This window comes from Streptococcus sp. 27098_8_75 (genome assembly GCF_041432475.1).
GTDB lineage: Bacteria > Bacillota > Bacilli > Lactobacillales > Streptococcaceae > Streptococcus > Streptococcus gordonii.
On record NZ_JAPVZR010000004.1, the window covers coordinates 172,731 to 192,752 of the forward strand.

Genomic DNA, 20,022 nt, shown 5'->3' on the forward strand with positions numbered 1-20,022 from the left:
CAGATTTATGAGACTATATATCAAAGGCAACTATACTAGAAAAGTGTCATTTGGCTACAGAGAACTTGCATGGAAAATGTGGTTTAAAGAAAGAAATGGTCAAAAAATAAGTTTCTCAAATGTTGGGGATGATGAGATGCTACAAGATGATTTTTATTTTGGAGTAGAGCTACGCAAATGGGTTTCAGTTGATGAAAGATGGGATAAGGCTCCTTTTATAATTCCGAGCAATCCTTGGTTGTCCCTGCAATATGAAGATATTGAACTTGAATTTGAACATGCCTTTATTTCCGACGACCGTGAAAAGGGGGAATTTCTTCGAATTGCTTCAACTCATGTAGATATTTTGACGGTTGACAAACGTGCCTTATACATTATGGCAGTCGAGGTTGCGGGTGCAATTGATGGGCAGATTAGCGAGGATGACAAAGAGACCTGGGTGGATGTAGAGACTTTTAAGGAGTTGCACAAGGATGTTCTTTCACTAACTTATGATGAAGCGGTTGAAATTAGTTTGGAAGAATTAAAGAAAATGGTACCGGTAAGAGATCCTCTATGGGAAGAAGAACGGCTTCGCGAAGAATACATCAAAATCCACGGTGAACGTGTTTATGACGATGAGGAAGAGGATTGAAACTATATCTTAAAGGCAACTACGAAACTAGTATATACCAAAACTGTATGGAATATCCTTGGAAAATGTGGTTCAAAGAACGTAAGGGAGTGAAAGTTGGTTTTTCTTATGCATTTGATGAAAATTTTTATTTGAGTTTAACTCTAGATAAATTTTCTTCAAATGATGAGCGTTGGGGAATGGCTGATTTTAGAATAGGAAAAGACTCTTGGGCGACTTTTAAGCGTGAAAATTTAAATTTAAATTTTGAAAATTCTTATGAAAGTGATGGGCGAGAAAAAGGAGACTGTCTTCGAATAATCACGACTCATAAGGATATTCTAACGGTTGACAAGCGAGCTCTCTATATCATGGCGATTGAGGTAGCATCTGTCATTGACGGTCAAATCAGCGAAGACGACAAAGAAACATGGCTGAGTGTTGAAGAATTCAAAACGAAACATAAAGACCTACTGAATTTGATCTACGACGAAGCAGTCGATATTAGTTTAGAAGAGATAAAGGTTATGAAAGCCATCGACGAGCCCCTTTGGGATGAATTGGATAGGAAGCGTGAGGAGTATATCCGAATCCATGGAGAAGTGGAGTTGGATGACGACGAGGAAGACGAGTGAGAATTTATATCAAAAGTGATTTTAAGCAAAAAATAACCTTCACGACAAGAGAGTTGCTCTGGAAAATGTGGTTTAAGGAGTGGCATGGCCATCCTATTACATACTCAAACGTCGGTGATGATGAGATGCTACAAGACGATTTCTTTTTTGGAGTTCAATTTGATAAATGGCGATTTAATGATAAACGATGGAATCATATACCATACGACAAGAGCGATCCTTGGAATTCGTTTTCTGATGAAAATATTCAATTGGAATTTGAAAAAACTTTCATTACAGAGTGGAGAGAACGTGGAGATTATCTACGTATCGCAACATCTCATATAGATGTTTTAACAGTAGATAAACGTGCTTTATACATTATGTCGGTCGAGGTAGCTTCTGCTATTGATGGGCAGATTAGTGAGGATGACAAGCTGACTTGGATAGATTTAGAGACTTTTAAGGAGTTGCACAAGGATGTTCTTTCACTGACTTATGATGAAGCGGTTGAAATTAGTTTGGAAGAATTAAAGACAATGATACCAGTAAGAGATCCGCTATGGGAAGAGGAAGAACGGCTTCGCGAAGAATATATTATAATCCATGGTGAACGTGTTTATGACGATGAGGAAGATGATTTTTAAACGGTACCTACGATACGAGAGCCTGATTAACACAGAAGCCCATCATGTCCAGTATTTCAACTGTATATTATGAACAAAACCTTGAGAAAATTTTCTCAAGGTCTTTTGTTAGATTTTTAAAACATTTATTAAGCCAATCAAATTGATTACTTAATTAAGAGCAAGCAAATGGCGCAAAAGAGGAAATTTTCATTAGAAGTTTCAAGTCCATATTCTACTTACAAAATAGATAATAAAGGTGTATACTAAAAGCAAGTAAGAATAGAAAGCAGGTATGTTCTATGAAGAAAACAGTCTATACAAAAGCTGGTCAGGTTGGTCTTGTTGAAGTGGATCGTCCGCAAATAGAGGCACCGGATGATGCTATCATTCGTATCGTTCGGACCTGTGTCTGTGGCTCTGACTTATGGAGCTACCGCAATCCAGACATCGAAAAGGGCCATCAAAATAGTGGGCATGAAGCTATCGGGATTGTCGAAGAAATCGGTGAGGCCATTACAACGGTTAAGCCAGGTGACTTTGTTATTGCTCCCTTTACTCATGGGTGCGGGGAATGTGATGCTTGTCGAGCAGGATATGACGGTACCTGTGACCGCCATATTGGCACCAACTGGTCTGATGGGGTTCAAGCGGAGTACATCCGTTTCCACTTTGCCAATTGGGCCCTTATCAAAGTTCCAGGTCAACCTTCTGATTACACAGAAGGCATGCTCAAGTCTCTCTTGACATTGGCGGATGTTATGCCGACAGGTTACCATGCAGCGCGTGTTGCTGACGTCAAGCCTGGTGATAAGGTAGTTGTCATCGGTGATGGAGCGGTTGGACAATGTGCAGTGATTGCTGCTAAAATGCGTGGGGCTTCCCAAATCGTCCTCATGAGCCGTCACGAAGACAGACAAAAAATGGCGCTAGAGTCAGGAGCGACAGCTGTTGTAGCTGAACGTGGTCAAGAAGGAATTGCCAAGGTGCGTGATATTCTAGGTGGTGGTGCAGATGTGGCTCTAGAATGTGTTGGGACAGAAGCTGCCGTTGACCAGGCGCTGGGAGTTCTTCATAATGGTGGTCGGATGGGTTTTGTTGGGGTTCCTCACTATAACAACCGTGCTCTTGGATCGACCTTCGCTCAAAACATTACGGTGGCAGGTGGAGCAGCCTCTGTTACCACCTACGACAAGCAAATCTTGCTGAAAGCTGTCCTGGATGGGGACATTAATCCAGGACGTGTCTTCACTTCAAGTTATAAACTTGAAGATATTGATCAAGCCTATAAAGACATGGATGAACGCAAGACCATTAAGGCTATGATTGTGATTGATTAGAAAAGAGTCTAGTAGGATTGTTGTCTACTAGGCTTTTTGTTAGAGTCATTCTTAAATAGCTGTTGAACTTTTCTGTCTGTTTCCCATGAAAATGAATTTACGGGCCAATAAAAGCTGAGCTTATATGCGAAAAGAAGTTCTATGTAGTGTTGTTATTCGTGTGCAAACGATAAAAGTAAACTTATCAACTTGCTGGCCTTTACTGTGTGAGATTTGTAGATAAGTAAGGTTTTTTGGCATGGGTAGATTTAGGAGAATAAAAAATATCAAAAAAATTATCACTAATTATTGACAATGTTTCAAAAAGCTGTATAATAGATATTGTAATAAAAATCATTACAACAAAGAAAGGATGCTATGAAGATCTTTAACGGATTCAAACAACTTTTTAAACAGAAAGAGGAAAAAATAATGACAAACTTTTCAGATTTACAAGCAAAACGCCGCTCCATCTATGCTTTGGGCAAAGATGTAGAACTTACAAACCAAGAATTGATTGATACTATTCAAGGAGCAATTCTCCAAACACCAACAGCTTTCAACTCACAAACATCACGAGTTGTGATTCTGTTGGATGAAGAGTCAGATGCTTTCTGGAATGAGATTGCTTACTCAGAACTTGAAAAAGTGACTCCAGCTGAAGCTTTTGAAGGAACAAAGGAACGCTTGGCAGGTTTTGCTCAAGCCAAAGGAACCATTCTTTTCTATGAAGATCAAGACGTTGTCAAAGGTCTTCAAGAGCAATTCCCGCTTTACGCTGAAAATTTCCCAATTTGGTCAGAGCAAGGCCACGGAATTGCTCTTTATGCGACATGGTTGGCTTTAGCTGAGCAAAATATTGGTCTCAATGTGCAACACTATAATCCCTTAGTAGATGCACAATTGACTGAAAAATATGATATCCCGACCAACTGGAAACTCCGTGCTCAAGCACCATTTGGAGCAATCAAGGCACCAGCCGCTGACAAAGAGGTTCAGACAGAAAACCGCTTCAAGGTATTTGGAAATTAATCAATATAAAAAATCCCATCTGGAACTAGATGGGATTTTTAGTTTGATTAGAATAACTCCCAATTAGGTGTTGAGAATTTCTTGGTCTGTGCCATATAAAAATGTGTGAAATGAATTTCCATTGCTAAAGTCATCAAGGTTGCAATTGTGATAACGATGGTAGGATGATGTCAAATCCAAAAGTGATTTCAAATGCCATTTCAAAAGCAGTTAACAGCCGTTGTCCTAAAACCCGCTACTTAGTTGGTATGGGAGCTAAACCATTGGTATTCTTGCATGCTATCTTACCAGACCGTTGGTTTGATGCCCTCATGAAACGTGCTTCGTAATAGAAATGGAAAAACCCTATGCGTCTGAGTCTTAGTCAGCAGTATATTGACAATTTAAAATTGATTGGCTTAGATCTGAATATGATTCTAGAACTGGCCAATCTTCCAGATACCACCTGGAAGGAAGAACTGAACCTCTCAACCCTTGATTACTACCATCTTTTGACGGCTTTTGACAAAGTAGCCACTGATGAGCAGATTATCGCTATGAGCCGTATCAAGGATATTCAGATGTTCATGCCTCCTTTCTTTGCGGCTCTTTCATCGAAAACCGGCCTCGCAGCGATGGAGCATTTTGCCAAATACAAGAAAATCACAGGTCCCATTGTCGTTAGTATTGAAACCTTTGAGGACCTTGTCCGTGTGAGCTATTGTTATGATTATCCAGGTCTTGACTTGCCTCGTTTCGCCCTTCTCAATGAACAGCTGTTACTGGTGGATTTGATTCGAACAGGGACTGGAGAAACTATCACGCCAGTACATGTCGGGACTCCCTATACTTATGAAGAAGCCAGTCTTACGGTATTTGGTTGTCACGTCGAACAAATGGAGGGAAATGAAGTTGTCTTTAAAAAGGCAGACTTGGAGAAACCATTCCTGACTGCCAATAATGTCATGTTGGACTATTTAGAGCCACAGCTCAAGGAGCGCTTGGCAGAAGCTACAACAAGTGAAAGTTTTACAGGTCTCGTCCAGCAAAAACTCTACCAGGCCATCCCAAGCGGTGCCTTTGGTATCGAAGATATCGCAGCGACGCTAGGGATTAGTAGCCGAACCTTGCAACGAAATCTGACGGCAGAAGGCACTAAGTTTAACCAAGAATTGCAAAATGTGCAGAAGATTCTAGCCTTTGGTTACTTCAAGAATCCTGACATGACAACGGATGACGTAGCCTACTTGCTTGGTTATTCGGAAGTTTCTTCTTTCTCACGAGCCTTTAAAAAGTGGACAGGAAAGACCATTTCAGAGTATCGAGAAGAGATTCAGAAACACTCCTAAAATCAGAGATATCGATTATAAGCATCAGATAATATCATCTGGTGTTTTTATTTTTTAAAGAATTTCAACTTTTTTCTTGACAAGTGAGTAAACACTCACTATAATAGCTCTTGTGATTTAAAAAGTAAGCATACACTCACCTAGGAGGAAGTAAATGAAAACATTACTACATTTACAAGATTTAGTAAAATCTTTTGACCATCAAATAGTTCTGAATCATGTCAGCTTTGAATTGCAGACAGGAGAAATTATAGGATTAATTGGTCCGTCTGGTGCTGGTAAATCAACTATGATTAAGACTACGTTAGGAATGGAAAAGGCTGATGGAGGCGTAGCTTTAGTGTTAAATCACACTATGCCCAATCGCCATATTTTAGGAGATATTGGTTATATGGCCCAGTCAGATGCCTTATATGAGGCTTTGTCAGGTCAAGAAAATCTAGAATTTTTTGGTCAGCTAAAAGGGCTATCCAAAAGAGATCTGACAGCTGAAATTTCCCATGTGGCTCAAGTTGTGGATCTGACAGAGCATTTGAATAAAACGGTATCCGGTTATTCTGGAGGAATGAAACGGCGTTTGTCTCTTGCTATCGCGCTGTTAGGAAATCCTCAACTCTTGATTTTGGACGAACCGACAGTTGGAATCGACCCTTCTCTTCGAAAGAAAATCTGGAAAGAATTATTCGCGCTTAGAGACAATGGGGTAGGGATATTAGTTACTACCCATGTTATGGATGAAGCAGAGTTGACGGATAAGGTCGGTTTATTATTAGGCGGAAAAATCATTGCTTTTGATACACCGCAACACTTAAAAGAAAGTTATCAAGTTTCAAGTATTGAAGAAGTATTTTTAAAAGCAGAAGGTGAGTAAAATGAGAACAATAGCGATTGCAAAAAAAGTCATCAAAGAATTACTTCGTGACAAACGAACTCTAGCCCTGATGTTTATAGCACCTGTTTTTATCATGTGGTTGATGAACCTCATGTTTTCAGCTAGTACAACCGTGAATGTCAAGTTGGCAACACAAGATCTACCAACTGGTTTGGTAACGAAAATGGATGAGCTCGATCATGTAGACGTCGAGACTTATCAAGGCTTAGATCAAGCCAAAGAAGCGCTAGCAAATGAAAAAGTCGATGCTGTGATTTCTTATAAAGACGGTGAGTATCAGGTCGACTACGCAAACACAGATGCCTCCAAGACCTCTATGATACGACAAGTGTTACGGACAAGTATCGCCAGTGAAGGCACCGATCAGTTACTATCTCGTGTTAAAAAAGCTCTTCCACAATTGGACTCGGACGCAAAAACACCAGAAATCAAGGAGTCTTACCAGTATGGAGATGAAAATACAAGCTTCTTTACCAATATGATTCCGGTTTTGATAGGTTTTGTAGTTTTCTTTTTTGTCTTTTTGATTTCAGGTATGGCGCTTTTGAAAGAACGCACCAGTGGAACACTAGAACGTTTGTTAGCAACACCAGTGAAACGATCTGAAATCGTCTATGGCTATATGTTGTCTTACGGTATTATTGCGATTTTTCAAACGGCAGTTGTCGTTTTAGCAGCAATTTGGCTACTAGATGTAGAAGTTGTAGGAAGTATTTTAAATGTTATAATAGTTAATGTGGTACTGGCTCTTGTAGCACTAGCTTTTGGAATTCTCTTGTCTACTCTAGCAAAATCAGAATTCCAAATGATGCAATTTATTCCTCTCGTCATTATGCCCCAACTTTTTTTCTCAGGGATTATTCCTTTGGAATCAATGGGATCTTGGGCTCAAACGATTGGAAAATTCTTACCATTGACCTATTCTGGTGATGCAATAAGCCAGATTATTCTTTACGGGCACAATCTTGGTGATATTTTGTCAAATCTTGGTGTTTTAATGATTTTCTTGATCATTTTAACAATTCTCAATATTGTTGGATTGCGTCGTTATCGTAAAGTTTAGAAATCAACATAAATAATGCTAAAAAGGTGTGAAGATTAGATGGATAAGACTGTTTTTGAATCGTTTGAAGATTACTTAGAAGAAGCGAATTACCCTCAAGGAAAGAAAAAAATCATGCAGGCAGCAGTGGATCTCATATCAACCAGGAGTTACCATGGGACCTCAACTCTTCACATAGCTAAGCGTGCTGGACTAAGCCAGGCAACTTTGTTTAAGTATTTTAAGACGAAGGATGATTTACTGACGGCTATTTTACATCCTGTAGTCCCAGGCATTTTCGGTAGTTTTTTTGAGGAACTCTTAGCTTTTGAAACGACAGAAGAGAGGGTTCGTTATCTCGTCCATGATCGTATGAGCTATCTCAAAAAAAATCGTGCTTTGATGAAAATCATTCTGCAGGAGAGTTTTTCAAATAAAAAACTAAAAAATGAACAGATTTTTATCTGGAATGCTATTCAAGATAAACTTCGAGTACTTCATAAGGAATTGCTAGCAGATCCACGTGTAAATCCAGAGTTAACGATTCCTCAAATGGTTCGTATTTGTGTTGGTCCATTGTTGGCTTACTTCGCTCAGCTTTATATCGTTAGCGATAATGGAGAAATAAAAGAGGAAGACTTAGACTTATTAGAAAAACAGATCTTAGGTGGCTTGTGGAGATAATGCTTGCATTGTATTAATGAAGTTTAAAATTTAGCTTTGAGAAATATTTTAATAATCTCTTTCTTCTATTAAATAGTAGAACTTTTCTCATTTTCCTATTTTTCCTTGTATTAGTTTAGAACTTTATTTATAATGATTATAAATAAAAGACAAGAGAGAATAATATAGATGGAAGAGCATAAAATTGATAAGAACTTTAGTGGTCGGCTGAATATCTTGCGAGCTGGGGTTTTAGGAGCAAATGATGGTATTATTTCCATCGCAGGAGTAGTAATCGGGGTGGCCAGTGCGACGGACAATGTCTGGATAATCTTTTTGTCTGGTTTGGCAGCTGTCTTTGCAGGTGCCTTTTCTATGGCAGGCGGGGAGTACGTGTCTGTTTCTACTCAAAAGGATACAGAGGAGGCTGCTGTTGCCAGAGAGCGGGAGCTTTTAGAGAAGAATCCAGATATTGCAAGGCAGTCTCTCTATGCTGCCTATGTCCAAAATGGTGAGTGTGAGACTTCTGCTCAGCTTATGACCAACCGGGCCTTTCTACAAGATCCGCTGGAGGCCCTAGTGGCGGAAAAGTATGGCATCGAGATCGAGGAGTTCACTAATCCTTGGCATGCGGCCATCTCTAGTTTTTTAGCTTTTGCAGTTGGTGCGCTTTTTCCTATGATTACCATTATCCTGCTTCCTGCCCATATCCGTATCTGGTCAACGGTTGTGATTGTGGCCTTGGCGCTTTTGGGAACGGGCTATACCAGTGCTAGGTTAGGCAAAGCACCGATCAAAAATGCTATGCTTCGAAACCTCGTGATTGGTCTTCTAACCATGGCGGTCACTTATCTGGTCGGACAGATTTTTGCGATTTAATTTGTGAGAAAAATTAAAACGAGGTTCCCTCTTCAACAAATTATAGAAGAAAGAGTGGCTTTTTAGGAAGTTATATGGAAGGTGTTGTTAGCGCCTTCTTTTTTTGTTATAGTGGAGCTAGCAAAGAGATTTACTAGAAAAGAATGAGGCAGATAGATATATTTATGAAAAAAATGGACGAAATTGCGGACTTTGCTCCCTTACCTTCAGCAGCCCAGCTGGCTTATCATCAAGATGAATTGGCGGCTTTTATTCATTTTGGCATCAATACCTTTTATGAGCAGGAATGGGGCAATGGTCAGGAAGACCCTCGTCTTTTTAATCCAACGAAACTGGATACAGATCAGTGGATTAGGATTTTGAAAGAGTCTGGATTTAAAAGAGTAGTTGTCGTAGTCAAGCACCATGACGGTTTTGTCCTTTATCCGAGTCGCTACACAGACTATACGGTGGCAGCTAGTCCCTGGAGGGATGGGCAGGGTGATCTATTAGCAGAAATTTCTCGCTCAGCTAGCAGATATGATATGGATCTGGGCCTTTACTTGTCTCCTTGGGATGCTCATAGTCCGCTCTATCATATTAAGACTCAAAAAGCCTATAATGAATATTATCAGAAGCAACTGGAAGAAATTCTGAGTAATTCGCTTTATGGCAATAAAGGGAAATTTGTAGAAATCTGGATGGATGGGGCGCGTGGTGAGGGTGCACAAAAGCTTACCTATGATTTTGGATCTTGGTTTGAGACCATTCGTCATTACCAAAAAGACGCTCTGATCTTTTCGACAGAAGCGACTGAATTGCGTTGGATAGGAAATGAAAGAGGTCGGGCCGGAGATCCCTTGTGGCAGAAAATTCGACCAGAAAAACTAAGTGAGAATACTCCATCGGCCTATCTCTGCCATGGGGATCCGCAAGGGACACAGTATTCTTTAGGAGAAGCTGATGTATCCTTGCGCTCGGGCTGGTTTTATCATGCTAGTCAGCAACCCAAATCTTTGGCTGATCTGCTGGATATCTATATGGATTCCGTTGGGCGTGGGACACCCCTCTTACTCAACGTCCCGCCAACTAAGGAAGGGCTATTAGCGGAAGAAGATGTCCAGCGCTTGCAGGAATTTCACCGGGTCGTTTCAGATTTATATATGGATAATCTAGCCTACCAGGCCATGGTGAGCTGTAGTAATGAAAAAGAAGGCTTTCCATCTAGTCATTTGACGGATAGACGGGAAGATACTTTCTGGGCGCCAGCTTCAGACGAGTCAGCCTATGTCTTAGAAATTGACTTGGGCCAGACTCGTAGCTTTAATCTCGTTGAAATTCGAGAACCCATTACTAAAGGTCAACGAATCGCAGGCTTTACCTTAGAAGTGAAGCAAGAGAATGGCTGGACTGTCTTTGCTCGTGGTCAGACCATTGGCTACAAGCGCCTTCTCTTAGGACAAATGGTTGAAGCTCGCTATTTAAGATTGACCTTGACGGATTTTCAAGTTCTTCCTCTTTTGAACAAGTTTGCAGTCTATAAGACACCGGCTGTGCTGGAAAAGAAAAATACGATTGCTGGTTTAGAATTTTCAAAAATAAGCTCTCCTCTTGTCGGAGGGCAAAACCTTTCCATCAGCCTCAGCCGTTTGGACAATGTGGAGGATAGAGAGAAAATTCAGATAGTCACGGAGCCCGGTACTGGAACGCATGGGACGGCTTATCTAGATCAGGTTTGGGAAATCACATTTGACTCTGGGGAGCAGACGAAAGAAATTAAGCTATCGACTTTAGCTTTTACAGGTCAGGAAGACTTAGATTTTTATCTTTGTGCTTGTCGAGAGGACGGTCGACAAAATCGGGTCAAAATCATGGTCAAGCCAAGCTCAGAATAAAAACGCGGAACTTTTGTTCTGCGTTTTTTTGTTTATTATTCTTTTGAAGAATTTGGTAGCCAAGATAAGTGGAAGTCTAGGCGCTTGGCAACTAGCAGTTCTTCATGGGAAATGTGTTGCAATGCCTGCCCATCTAACTCGGTTTTAGTCACAAACTGGAAGTGAGGGTAGTTGTCATGAGCATAAATGTCTAGCCATGTTTGACTTTGTGGTAGATACAAACGTAGATGATTGAAGAGAGGAATACCTAGGTCGTAAAATGGTTTTCCAGGACAGGTCGGATAGAGCCCGATGGCGCTCCAGATGTACCAAGCAGAGAGGCTACCATTGTCTTCGTCACCAGGGAAAGCTTGCCAGCCAGGTCGGAAGCCTTGCTCTCTCAGGCTTTTAATAAGTAGACTTGTATACTCCGGTTTGTCGCTGTAGCGGAAGAGATAGGGGATGTGAAAGCTAGGCTGATTCGAAATGGCTAGTTGACCAAAGTGTGCTGTCGCCATTTCACTCATTTCGTGAATTTCATAGCCATAGCCTGTTACGTCAAAGAAAGGCTGGTCCTGACAGAGCCTGGTTAGATAATCAGTGAAAGCTGTTTGTCCTCCCATTAGATTTTTCAATCCTTCAATATCATGGAAGACACTGAGTGTATTTTGAATAGCTGAGCATTCTGCATAATCTCTACCCCAAGTATATGGAGAAAAGTCTGGCCTGAATTGACCTTTCCGATCTTTGGCTCTCATATAGCCTGTTTCTGGATCGAATAGATGCTGGTAATTAAGAGACTGCTGTGAGTATCGTTGAGCAACTTGTTCTTGTTGGAGTTTATTGGCAAGACTGGCAATGCAAAAATCACTATAGCTATAGTCTAGGCTATGACTGACACTTTCATGGTAGTCAAATGGCAGGTATCCTAGAGTTTGATAGTCCCAAGCTCCTTGCCTGCCGTATCGTTTAGAAGGGTCTTCCTTCTCTGCTGTCTCTAACATGGCTTGGAAAAGATCTTTTTCTAAATCAGGTATGAGATTTTTAGCGGCAGCATCTGCAATGACACCGTCTATCAAGGTACCTGGCATCATGCCCCGTTCGTCAGGAGCAAGCCACTTTGGTAAAAATCCTGTTTCTTTGTAGAAATTCAGAAAGCCTTCTAGAAAGTCATGATAGGTATCTGGAGCCATAAGGGCTAATAGAGGAAAGCTAGTACGAAATACATCCCAAAAACCGATATTGGTAAAGAGTTTCCCTGGCTGAACAGTCTGGTGGCTAAAATCCCAATGGATTTCTTGACCTTCTGCATCAAGCTCATAAAAGGTTTGAGGAAAGAGAAAGAGCCGGTAGAGAGCTTGGTCAAACATCCGACGGTCTATTTTGCCTTGGTCTACAATATCAAAACGATGGAGAAAGTATTCCCAGTCCCTCTTTGTTTCTTCTTTGAGTTCGTCAAAGGAAGACTGGGGTAGATTGATCAGGGCTTGTTCTTCTGATATAAAAGATGTGGCTAAGGAAAATTGCAGTTGGCTTTGCTCGAAGTCTAGGACAAGGTCTTGGTCTAAGAAACTCTGTTTTTTGATAGGTTGGTCAAAGCGCAGGCAGACATGCATGACTAAGGACTGCTTGGCTGGCTTGGTTTCTTCCTTGAGGCTACCTAAGAGAGTGTTGGCATCTACTTGCTGGAAAACCATCTTTGCTTCACTATGGAGGATGAGACTGATAGGTTGCCCTCTCTGGTTGGTCAGCCGAAAACGAGCTCCGTAGCGACTAGGAGTCAGCTCAGTGCTGATCTGGTAGCGGTTGGAGTTGATTTTTAGATAATGAGGCTGGAAGATACTCTCGTCTGGTCGATAAGAAGACTGGCGGTGGTAAATATCTGAATGCAGTATCTTTTCTGAGACAGGAGTTATGAGAAGCCATGAGTAGTCACCAATCCAAGGACTGGGTTGGTGGGTCAGACGGATGCCTTGGAAAATAGGTGAGTCTGGATTAAAAAACCAAGATCCGTCTGTATGGCTACTTTGAGGTACAAAGTAGTTCATACCAAATGGTGCCCCTGTATAGGGTAGGGTATTGCCATGTGAAATGCTATGGGAATTGTCCGTTCCATAACGGGTGTCAATTGTTTCTAGTATTGGTTTCATATAAAATCTCCTTGCAATGAGGCCTGTTTTTTCTAGATTATAACATGAAAAACATTCCAATGGATAAGGCAAAAATATAATATCGAAAGGTCTTTAGTTTGTGTATATATTTTGAAAACGGTTTGGCCTATACTAGAGGATGTAAAGGACTATGAAAAAGGAGAAAATAATGGTTTATTCAAAAGAAATCGTCGGGAAATGGCTGGAGTCTGTTGCCCAGTTAGCCCACGAACATCCAGCTTGGGTATCCGTTTTTGAGCGTTGTTATACAGACACTTTAGATAATACAGTAGAAATATTAGAAGATGGCTCAACCTTTGTTTTAACGGGAGATATACCAGCTATGTGGCTGAGGGATTCGACAGCTCAGCTCAAGCCCTATCTCTTTGTAGCTAAGGAAGATCCGAAAACACGCAAAACAATTGCTGGTCTGGTCAAACGTCAGATGACACTGATTTTAAAAGATCCCTATGCCAACGCTTTTAATATCGCGGATAACTGGAAGGGACATCATGAGACAGACCATACAGACTTGTCTGGTTGGATTTGGGAACGCAAGTATGAAGTGGATTCCCTCTGCTATCCTCTACAATTAGCCTACCTCTTGTGGAAAGAGACAGGTGAGACGAGCCATCTCGATGCTACTTTTGTTGCTGGTGTTAGAGAAATTCTTCGGGTTTGGACGGTAGAACAAGACCACAGTCGCTCTTCTTATCGTTTTGTACGTGATACGGACCGCAAGGAAGACACACTAGTTAATAATGGGCAAGGACCTGAATTTGCTGTGACAGGGATGACTTGGTCAGCCTTTCGTCCAAGTGATGACGCTTGTATTTACAGCTATTTAGTGCCTTCGAATATGTTTGCAACAGTTGTCTTAGGTTATGTGGCAGAAATCTTTGAAAAATTGAATCTGGATGGCGCTGAGGAGATTGTCCCTCATGCACAGCGCCTGCAAAAGGAAATCAAAGAAGGAATTGAGAATTACGCCTATACCAAAAATGCCAAAGGTGAAAAGATTTACGCTTTTGAAGTAGATGGTTTGGGGCATGCTAGCATTATGGATGATCCAAATGTACCGAGTCTTTTGGCAGCGCCTTATTTAGGCTTTTGCTCGATAGATGACGAAGTCTACCAAAATACACGTCGCACCACTCTTAGCCCTGAAAATCCTTACTACTATGAAGGAGAGCGAGCTGCAGGAATAGGAAGTTCACACACCTTTTATCGTTATATTTGGCCGATTGCCTTGGCAATTCAAGGTTTGACCACGCACGATAAGGAAGAAAAACGCCGGATCTTAGACCTCTTGGTGGATTGTGACGGAGGGACAGGTGTCATGCATGAGAGCTTCCATGTGGACGATCCGACAAAGTATTCTCGTGAATGGTTCAGCTGGGCAAATATGATGTTCTGCGAATTAGTATTAGACTATTACGATTTAAGAATTGACGTATAAAATTTTAAAAATAGAGGTATAAAATGGAAAATATTACCGTACATATTATTTCTCACAGCCATTGGGATCGAGAATGGTATCTCCCTTTTGAGTCCCACCGTATGCAGCTGGTAGAGCTTTTTGATAACCTTTTTGATCTTTTTGAAAATGATCCAGATTTCAAGAGTTTCCACCTAGATGGGCAAACCATTGTTTTGGATGATTATTTGGAAATCCGCCCTGAAAATCGAGACAAGCTACAGCGCTACATTGACGAAGGCAAACTAAAAATCGGACCTTTCTATATCTTACAGGATGACTATCTGATTTCCAGCGAAGCCAATGTCCGCAATACCTTGATTGGTCAGCAGGAGTGCAAGAAGTGGGGCAAGTCCACTCAGATTGGTTATTTCCCAGATACTTTTGGGAATATGGGGCAAGCGCCTCAGCTTTTGCAGCAATCTGGTATTCAAGTAGCTGCTTTCGGCCGAGGAGTGAAGCCGATCGGATTTGACAACCAAGTTTTAGAGGACGAGCAGTTTACTTCTCAGTATTCTGAAATGTACTGGCAAGGTGCAGATGGCAGTAAAGTCCTAGGGATTCTCTTTGCCAACTGGTATAGCAATGGGAATGAAATCCCAGTCGACCCTGAGGAAGCGAAGATTTTTTGGGAGCAAAAATTAGCAGATGTGAAGAGCTACGCCTCTACCAACCAATGGCTGATGATGAACGGATGTGACCACCAGCCAGTTCAGCGCAACCTCAGCCAAGCCATTCGAGTAGCCAATGAGCTTTATCCAGATATCAACTTTGTGCATAGTTCTTTTGATGACTATATGCAGGCTGTGGAGGCAGCTCTTCCTGAGGAATTGTCTACAGTTCAGGGCGAATTGACCAGCCAAGAAACAGACGGTTGGTACACTTTAGCTAACACTTCCTCAGCCCGTATCTATCTAAAACAAGCTTTCCAAGAAAATAGTAATTTGCTAGAGCAGGTGGTTGAGCCTCTGACTGTTATCACAGGCGGTCACAATCACAAAGACCAGCTGACTTATGCTTGGAAGACTCTCTTGCAAAACGCTCCGCACGATAGTATTTGTGGCTGTAGTGTAGACGAAGTTCACCGTGAAATGGAGACCCGCTTTGCCAAAGTTAATCAAGTGGGAGAATTCGTCAAAGGCAACCTGCTGGGAGAATGGAAGCAAAAGCTAGATAGTCGTCAAGCTGAGAGCGACCTGCTCTTCACTGTTGTCAATACGGGGCTCCATGATAAGGTCGATACTGTTTCTGTAGATGTGACCTTTGCGACTTGTGATTTCAAGGAAGCGCATCCGACAGAAGCCTACCGGAGAATGGCGGAGCTGACGATTCCAGACTTGATTGTTAAGGATTTGGATGGTCGTCCTGTCGAAGCCAAAATCGAAGATTTGGGAGCTCATTTCCAATATGATCTTCCGAAAGATCGTTTCCGTCAGGCTTATATTGCTCGTCAGTTGCGCGTAACTTTGCCGGTTCACCTGGCTGCTTTGTCTTGGAAAACCTTCCAATTGCTTCCTGGTGCAAAAGAAGAGCATGAAGGCCTCTACCGCAATGGCGTGATTGATACCCCGTTTGTGACTGTTAGCTTTGATGAAGACTTGACCGTTTACGATAAGTCAACTCATGAAGCCTATGAAGATTTCCTCCGATTTGAAGATCGTGGCGATATTGGAAATGAGTATATCTACTTCCAGCCAAAAAATACAGAACCGATCTATGCAAAACTGGCTGGCGTTAAGGTTTTGGAAAATAATGCCCGCTATACTAAAGTAGAGTTGAGCCATGAATTGACCTTGCCAGTAAGCGCTGATGATGTGCTTGAGCAAGAGCAAAAAGGCATCGTAGAATTTATGACTCGCTCAGCAGGTCGTTCGTCAGAAGTGACAACCATGATCTTGACGACTGAGTTGACAGTCTTTGTGGACAGTCCGCAACTGCGCTTTAAGACCCGCTTTACTAATACTGCTAAGGATCACCGCATCCGTGTTCTTTTCAGAACCCACAACAGCAGTAAAACTAACGATTCAGACAGCATTTATGAGGTCGTTCGTCGTAATAACCAGCCAGCTGCTTCATGGGAAAATCCGGAAAATCCACAGCACCAGCAAGCATTCGTCAGTCTTTATGATGACCAAAAAGCAGTAACAGTAGCTAATAAAGGTCTAAATGAATATGAGATTTTAGGCGATGATACGATTGCCGTAACTATTCTACGTGCAACAGGTGAGCTAGGCGACTGGGGCTATTTCCTAACACCAGAAGCTCAATGTCTACGTGACTTCCAAGTTGAGTACACAGTAGAATGTCATCAACCACAAGAGCGCTTTAGCGCTTATCGTCGGGCTAAAGGCTTCCAAACGCCGTTTACAGCTCTGCAAATTTCCAAACAAGAAGGAAGTGTTGTAGCAACTGGACAAGCCCTGGATCACCCAGCTCTCAATTTGCCTGAAATCTGTCCAACGGCTTTGAAAGTGGCTGAAAACGAGTCAGGAATTGTACTTCGTTACTACAATATGACCCAAGAAGAGCAAGAAGTGATGACTGGTTCACAAACGCTAGTTAACCTTTTAGAAGAAGTAGTATCTGAAAAGTCAGGAGTTTTAGGACCTCAGGAAATTCGTACAGAACTATTGAAATAAGATTAAACTGAGACTGGGGTGTCTTACCCCAGCCTTAGAATTAATAAAAGAAGTAAAGGAGAAAAACATGGTCATTGCAACAGTCGATATAGGCGGCACAGGTATCAAGTTTGCGGCTATGTCTAAAGAAGGAGAAATACTGGAAAAGCAAGACATTGCTACGCCAGACAATTTAGATGCCTTGCTGGCTTGGCTGGATTCTTGTCTTTCTAAGCGAGCTTACCAAGGCATTGCTATGAGTGTGCCTGGGGCAGTTGATCGAGAAACAGGCATCATTGGTGGTATTAGTGCAGTTCCTTATATTCATGGCTTCTCATGGTATGATAAGCTGGCTTCTTACGGTTTACCGATTCATTTAGAAAATGATGCCAACTGTGTTGGTTTAAGCGAGCTTTTGGCTCACCCTGAGCTAGAAAATGCAGCCTGCGTGGTCGTTGGCACTGGTATTGGTGGCGCCATGATTCTCAATGGCAGATTGCACCGTGGCAAGCACCATCTGGGTGGAGAGTTTGGTTATATGCTCTTGTCTGAACCAGCTGAGACGCTAGGGAATTGGTCACTTCTTGCTTCGACAGGTAGTCTTGTTCGCTCTGTTCAAGCTAGTACCGGCTCGCAAGACTGGAATGGTAAGAAGATCTATGAAGCTGCGGCTGCAGGAGATAAAATTTGCCAAGCTGCAATTGAGCAGATGAACCGAAACCTTGCCAAGGGGCTGCTCAATATCCAATATTTATTTGATCCGGATGTGATTAGTTTGGGTGGCTCTATCAGCCAAAATCCTGACTTTATTCAAGGTGTCCGCTCAGCGATTGCTTATTATGTTGATCGCTATGAAGAATATTCGGTTGTACCAGAGATTCTGGCTTGTACCTACCAAGGAGAGGCTAATTTGTATGGTGCTTTAGTAAACTGGTTACAGGAGGAAGGCCAATGGCCACATTCTTAGGATTATCTAGTAAACAAGAGAAAGCTCTTTCCCGTTTAGAAAAGTATTTGAACTTGGGGGAGATTGAAGTCAGTCTTGTCACTGATTCAGCTAGATCGATCAAGGTTGAAGGACGTCAGGGGCGTTATCAAGTTAGTTTTAAGCAACCTCATCAGCTCTATCGAGCTTTGGCGCTTTTATCTGCTGCGCTTAGATCAGGTCGAGACGAAGTGCAGATTGAGGAAGAAGCGGCCTATGAGGATTTGGCCTATATGGCTGACTGTTCCCGCAATGCCGTCTTAAACCTAAGCTCAGCTAAGCAGATGATTGAGGTCTTGGCTTTGATGGGGTATTCCACCTTTGAACTCTATATGGAAGACACCTACGAGATAGAAAATCAGCCTTATTTTGGCTATTTCAGAGGACGCTACACCGTTGCAGAATTGCAAGAGATTGAAAACTATGCAGCAGATTTTGATATGAGCTTTGTTCCTTGTATTCAGACCTTGGCTCACTTGTCAGCTTTTGTCAAATGGGGTGTCAAGGAAGTGCAAGAACTGCGAGATGTTGAGGATATCCTGCTGATTGGTGAAGAAAAAGTTTATGATCTAATTGAGGGCATGTTCCAGACGATGGCCCATCTGCGTACACGCAAGATTAATATCGGCATGGACGAAGCCCACTTGGTCGGTCTCGGACGTTATTTGATTCAACATGGTTTCCAAAATCGCAGTCTTCTTATGTGCCAACACCTTGAGCGAGTCTTAGATATTGCAGATAAGTATGGTTTCCACTGTCAGATGTGGAGCGATATGTTCTTCAAGCTTATGTCAGCGGATGGTCAGTACGACCGTGATGTGGAAATTCCAGAAGAAACCCGAGTTTATCTGGATCGTCTAAAAGAGAGAGTGACCTTGGTTTATTGGGATTATTATCAGGATAGCGAGGAAAAATACAATCGTAACTTCCAAAATCATCATAAGATCAGCCAAGACATTGCCTTTGCTGGTGGCGCTTGGAAGTGGATCGGCTTTACACCACACAACCATTTCAGTCGCTTGGTAGCCATCGAAGCCAATAAAGCTTGCCGGAAAAATCAAGTCAAGGAAGTGATTGTGACAGGCTGGGGAGATAATGGTGGAGAAACTTCTCAATTCTCTATTCTACCTGCTCTGCAGATTTGGGCAGAGCTAGCCTATCGGAATGATTTAGATCAGTTAGCAGCACATTTTAGGGTGAGCACAGGTCTTGATATTGACGACTTTATGAAAGTGGATTTAGCCAATCTCTTACCAGGTTTACCAGAAAACCTCAGTGGTATTAATCCAAATCGCTATGTCCTTTACCAAGACATCCTCTGTCCCCTGCTGGAACGCCATATCCGATCGGAAGAAGACAAGCAGCATTTTGAAGCATCTGCTCAGCAGTTAAAGGAAGTCAGCAAAAGAGCGGGCGATTATTCCTACATTTTTGAGACCCAGGCCCAGTTAAATGCACTCTTAGCTTTGAAGATTTCCATAACATCTGGTATTCAGAAAGCTTATCGTGAAGGGGATAAGGAAGGTTTGGCAGACTTGGCCGAAAAAGATTTGCCTCAGCTTTACCAAATGGTTGAAGACTTTTCGGACCAATTTAGTCGCCAATGGCAGCAGGAAAATAAGATTTTTGGCTTGGACACAATTGACATCCGTTTTGGAGGTTTACTCAAACGGATCAAACGAGCACAAGAACGCTTAGAGCAATACATTAGCGGTCAAATCGATCGTGTCGAAGAATTAGAACAAGAAATCTTGCCTTTTAATGATTTCTATAAGGACCAAGGTTTGACAGCGACAACGGCCAACCAATGGCACTTGATTGCAACGGCTTCAACGATTTATACGACTTAGCAAAAAGCCGACCTTTTGGGGGTCGGCTTTTTCATCTCATTTTTATCTATAAATTGGATAAATAATTTGTATAGTTTTTTC

General features: G+C 41.9%; 16 protein-coding genes and 1 pseudogene. 16 read left to right on the top strand and 1 reads right to left on the bottom strand.

What is annotated here, in order from left to right:
- Positions 1–7: 7 nt before the first annotated feature.
- From O3640_RS07885 to O3640_RS07940, 12 genes and pseudogenes are all read left to right on the top strand, one after another.
- Positions 8–634 (top strand): hypothetical protein, encoded by a 627-nt coding sequence (locus O3640_RS07885; RefSeq protein ID WP_227955505.1) that lies wholly within the window; start codon positions 8–10, stop codon positions 632–634.
- The gene (locus O3640_RS07890) at positions 631–1,248 is read left to right on the top strand and encodes a hypothetical protein (protein WP_223350260.1); all 618 of its coding nucleotides are present in this window, start codon (positions 631–633) and stop codon (positions 1,246–1,248) included. The genes O3640_RS07885 and O3640_RS07890 overlap by 4 nt, the downstream gene beginning before the upstream one ends.
- Positions 1,245–1,874, top strand: coding sequence for a hypothetical protein (locus O3640_RS07895; RefSeq protein WP_223350259.1), 630 nt, complete (start codon positions 1,245–1,247; stop codon positions 1,872–1,874). The genes O3640_RS07890 and O3640_RS07895 overlap by 4 nt, the downstream gene beginning before the upstream one ends.
- Positions 1,875–2,155: 281 nt before the next feature.
- On the top strand, positions 2,156–3,193 hold the full coding sequence (locus O3640_RS07900) for a zinc-binding dehydrogenase (RefSeq protein ID WP_223350258.1): 1,038 nt from the start codon (positions 2,156–2,158) through the stop codon (positions 3,191–3,193).
- Between the two features lie 411 nt (positions 3,194–3,604).
- Complete coding sequence (locus O3640_RS07905; RefSeq protein WP_223350257.1) at positions 3,605–4,204, top strand: nitroreductase family protein; 600 nt, start codon at positions 3,605–3,607, stop codon at positions 4,202–4,204.
- A gap of 158 nt (positions 4,205–4,362) precedes the next feature.
- Positions 4,363–4,533, top strand: a pseudogene (locus tag O3640_RS07910) (short-chain dehydrogenase/reductase); the annotation flags it as partial.
- 18 nt (positions 4,534–4,551) lie between these two features.
- The gene (locus tag O3640_RS07915; RefSeq protein WP_045773504.1) at positions 4,552–5,532 is read left to right on the top strand and encodes an AraC family transcriptional regulator; all 981 of its coding nucleotides are present in this window, start codon (positions 4,552–4,554) and stop codon (positions 5,530–5,532) included.
- A gap of 154 nt (positions 5,533–5,686) precedes the next feature.
- Positions 5,687–6,403, top strand: a complete 717-nt coding sequence (locus tag O3640_RS07920) for an ABC transporter ATP-binding protein (protein WP_002901579.1) — start codon at positions 5,687–5,689, stop codon at positions 6,401–6,403.
- Position 6,404: 1 nt separating this feature from the next.
- Positions 6,405–7,487, top strand: coding sequence for an ABC transporter permease (locus O3640_RS07925; RefSeq protein WP_371586826.1), 1,083 nt, complete (start codon positions 6,405–6,407; stop codon positions 7,485–7,487).
- A 39-nt stretch (positions 7,488–7,526) separates the two neighbouring features.
- Positions 7,527–8,150, top strand: a complete 624-nt coding sequence (locus O3640_RS07930) for a TetR/AcrR family transcriptional regulator (protein ID WP_268724782.1) — start codon at positions 7,527–7,529, stop codon at positions 8,148–8,150.
- 168 nt (positions 8,151–8,318) lie between these two features.
- A complete protein-coding gene (locus O3640_RS07935; protein WP_061585734.1) occupies positions 8,319–9,008 on the top strand; it encodes a VIT family protein in 690 nt (229 codons plus the stop codon).
- A gap of 173 nt (positions 9,009–9,181) precedes the next feature.
- Complete coding sequence (locus O3640_RS07940; protein ID WP_371586842.1) at positions 9,182–10,882, top strand: alpha-L-fucosidase; 1,701 nt, start codon at positions 9,182–9,184, stop codon at positions 10,880–10,882.
- A 35-nt stretch (positions 10,883–10,917) separates the two neighbouring features.
- Here the strand turns inward: O3640_RS07940 and O3640_RS07945 are convergent, their stop codons facing one another.
- Positions 10,918–13,011: a GH92 family glycosyl hydrolase gene (locus O3640_RS07945; RefSeq protein WP_082307395.1), complete on the bottom strand. Its 2,094-nt coding sequence runs from the start codon at positions 13,009–13,011 to the stop codon at positions 10,918–10,920.
- Between the two features lie 169 nt (positions 13,012–13,180).
- Between O3640_RS07945 and O3640_RS07950 the strand changes: the two genes are divergently transcribed.
- From O3640_RS07950 to O3640_RS07965, 4 genes are all read left to right on the top strand, one after another.
- Positions 13,181–14,470, top strand: coding sequence for a glycoside hydrolase family 125 protein (locus O3640_RS07950; protein WP_012130805.1), 1,290 nt, complete (start codon positions 13,181–13,183; stop codon positions 14,468–14,470).
- A 23-nt stretch (positions 14,471–14,493) separates the two neighbouring features.
- Positions 14,494–17,127, top strand: coding sequence for an alpha-mannosidase (locus tag O3640_RS07955; protein ID WP_227955499.1), 2,634 nt, complete (start codon positions 14,494–14,496; stop codon positions 17,125–17,127).
- Between the two features lie 67 nt (positions 17,128–17,194).
- Positions 17,195–18,073 (top strand): ROK family protein, encoded by an 879-nt coding sequence (locus O3640_RS07960; RefSeq protein WP_070493424.1) that lies wholly within the window; start codon positions 17,195–17,197, stop codon positions 18,071–18,073.
- Positions 18,058–19,941 carry a beta-N-acetylhexosaminidase gene (locus tag O3640_RS07965; protein WP_061603340.1) on the top strand — a complete coding sequence of 628 codons (1,884 nt, stop codon included), beginning with the start codon at positions 18,058–18,060 and terminating at the stop codon, positions 19,939–19,941. Before O3640_RS07960 ends, O3640_RS07965 begins: the two co-directional genes overlap by 16 nt.
- Positions 19,942–20,022 lie beyond the last annotated feature (81 nt).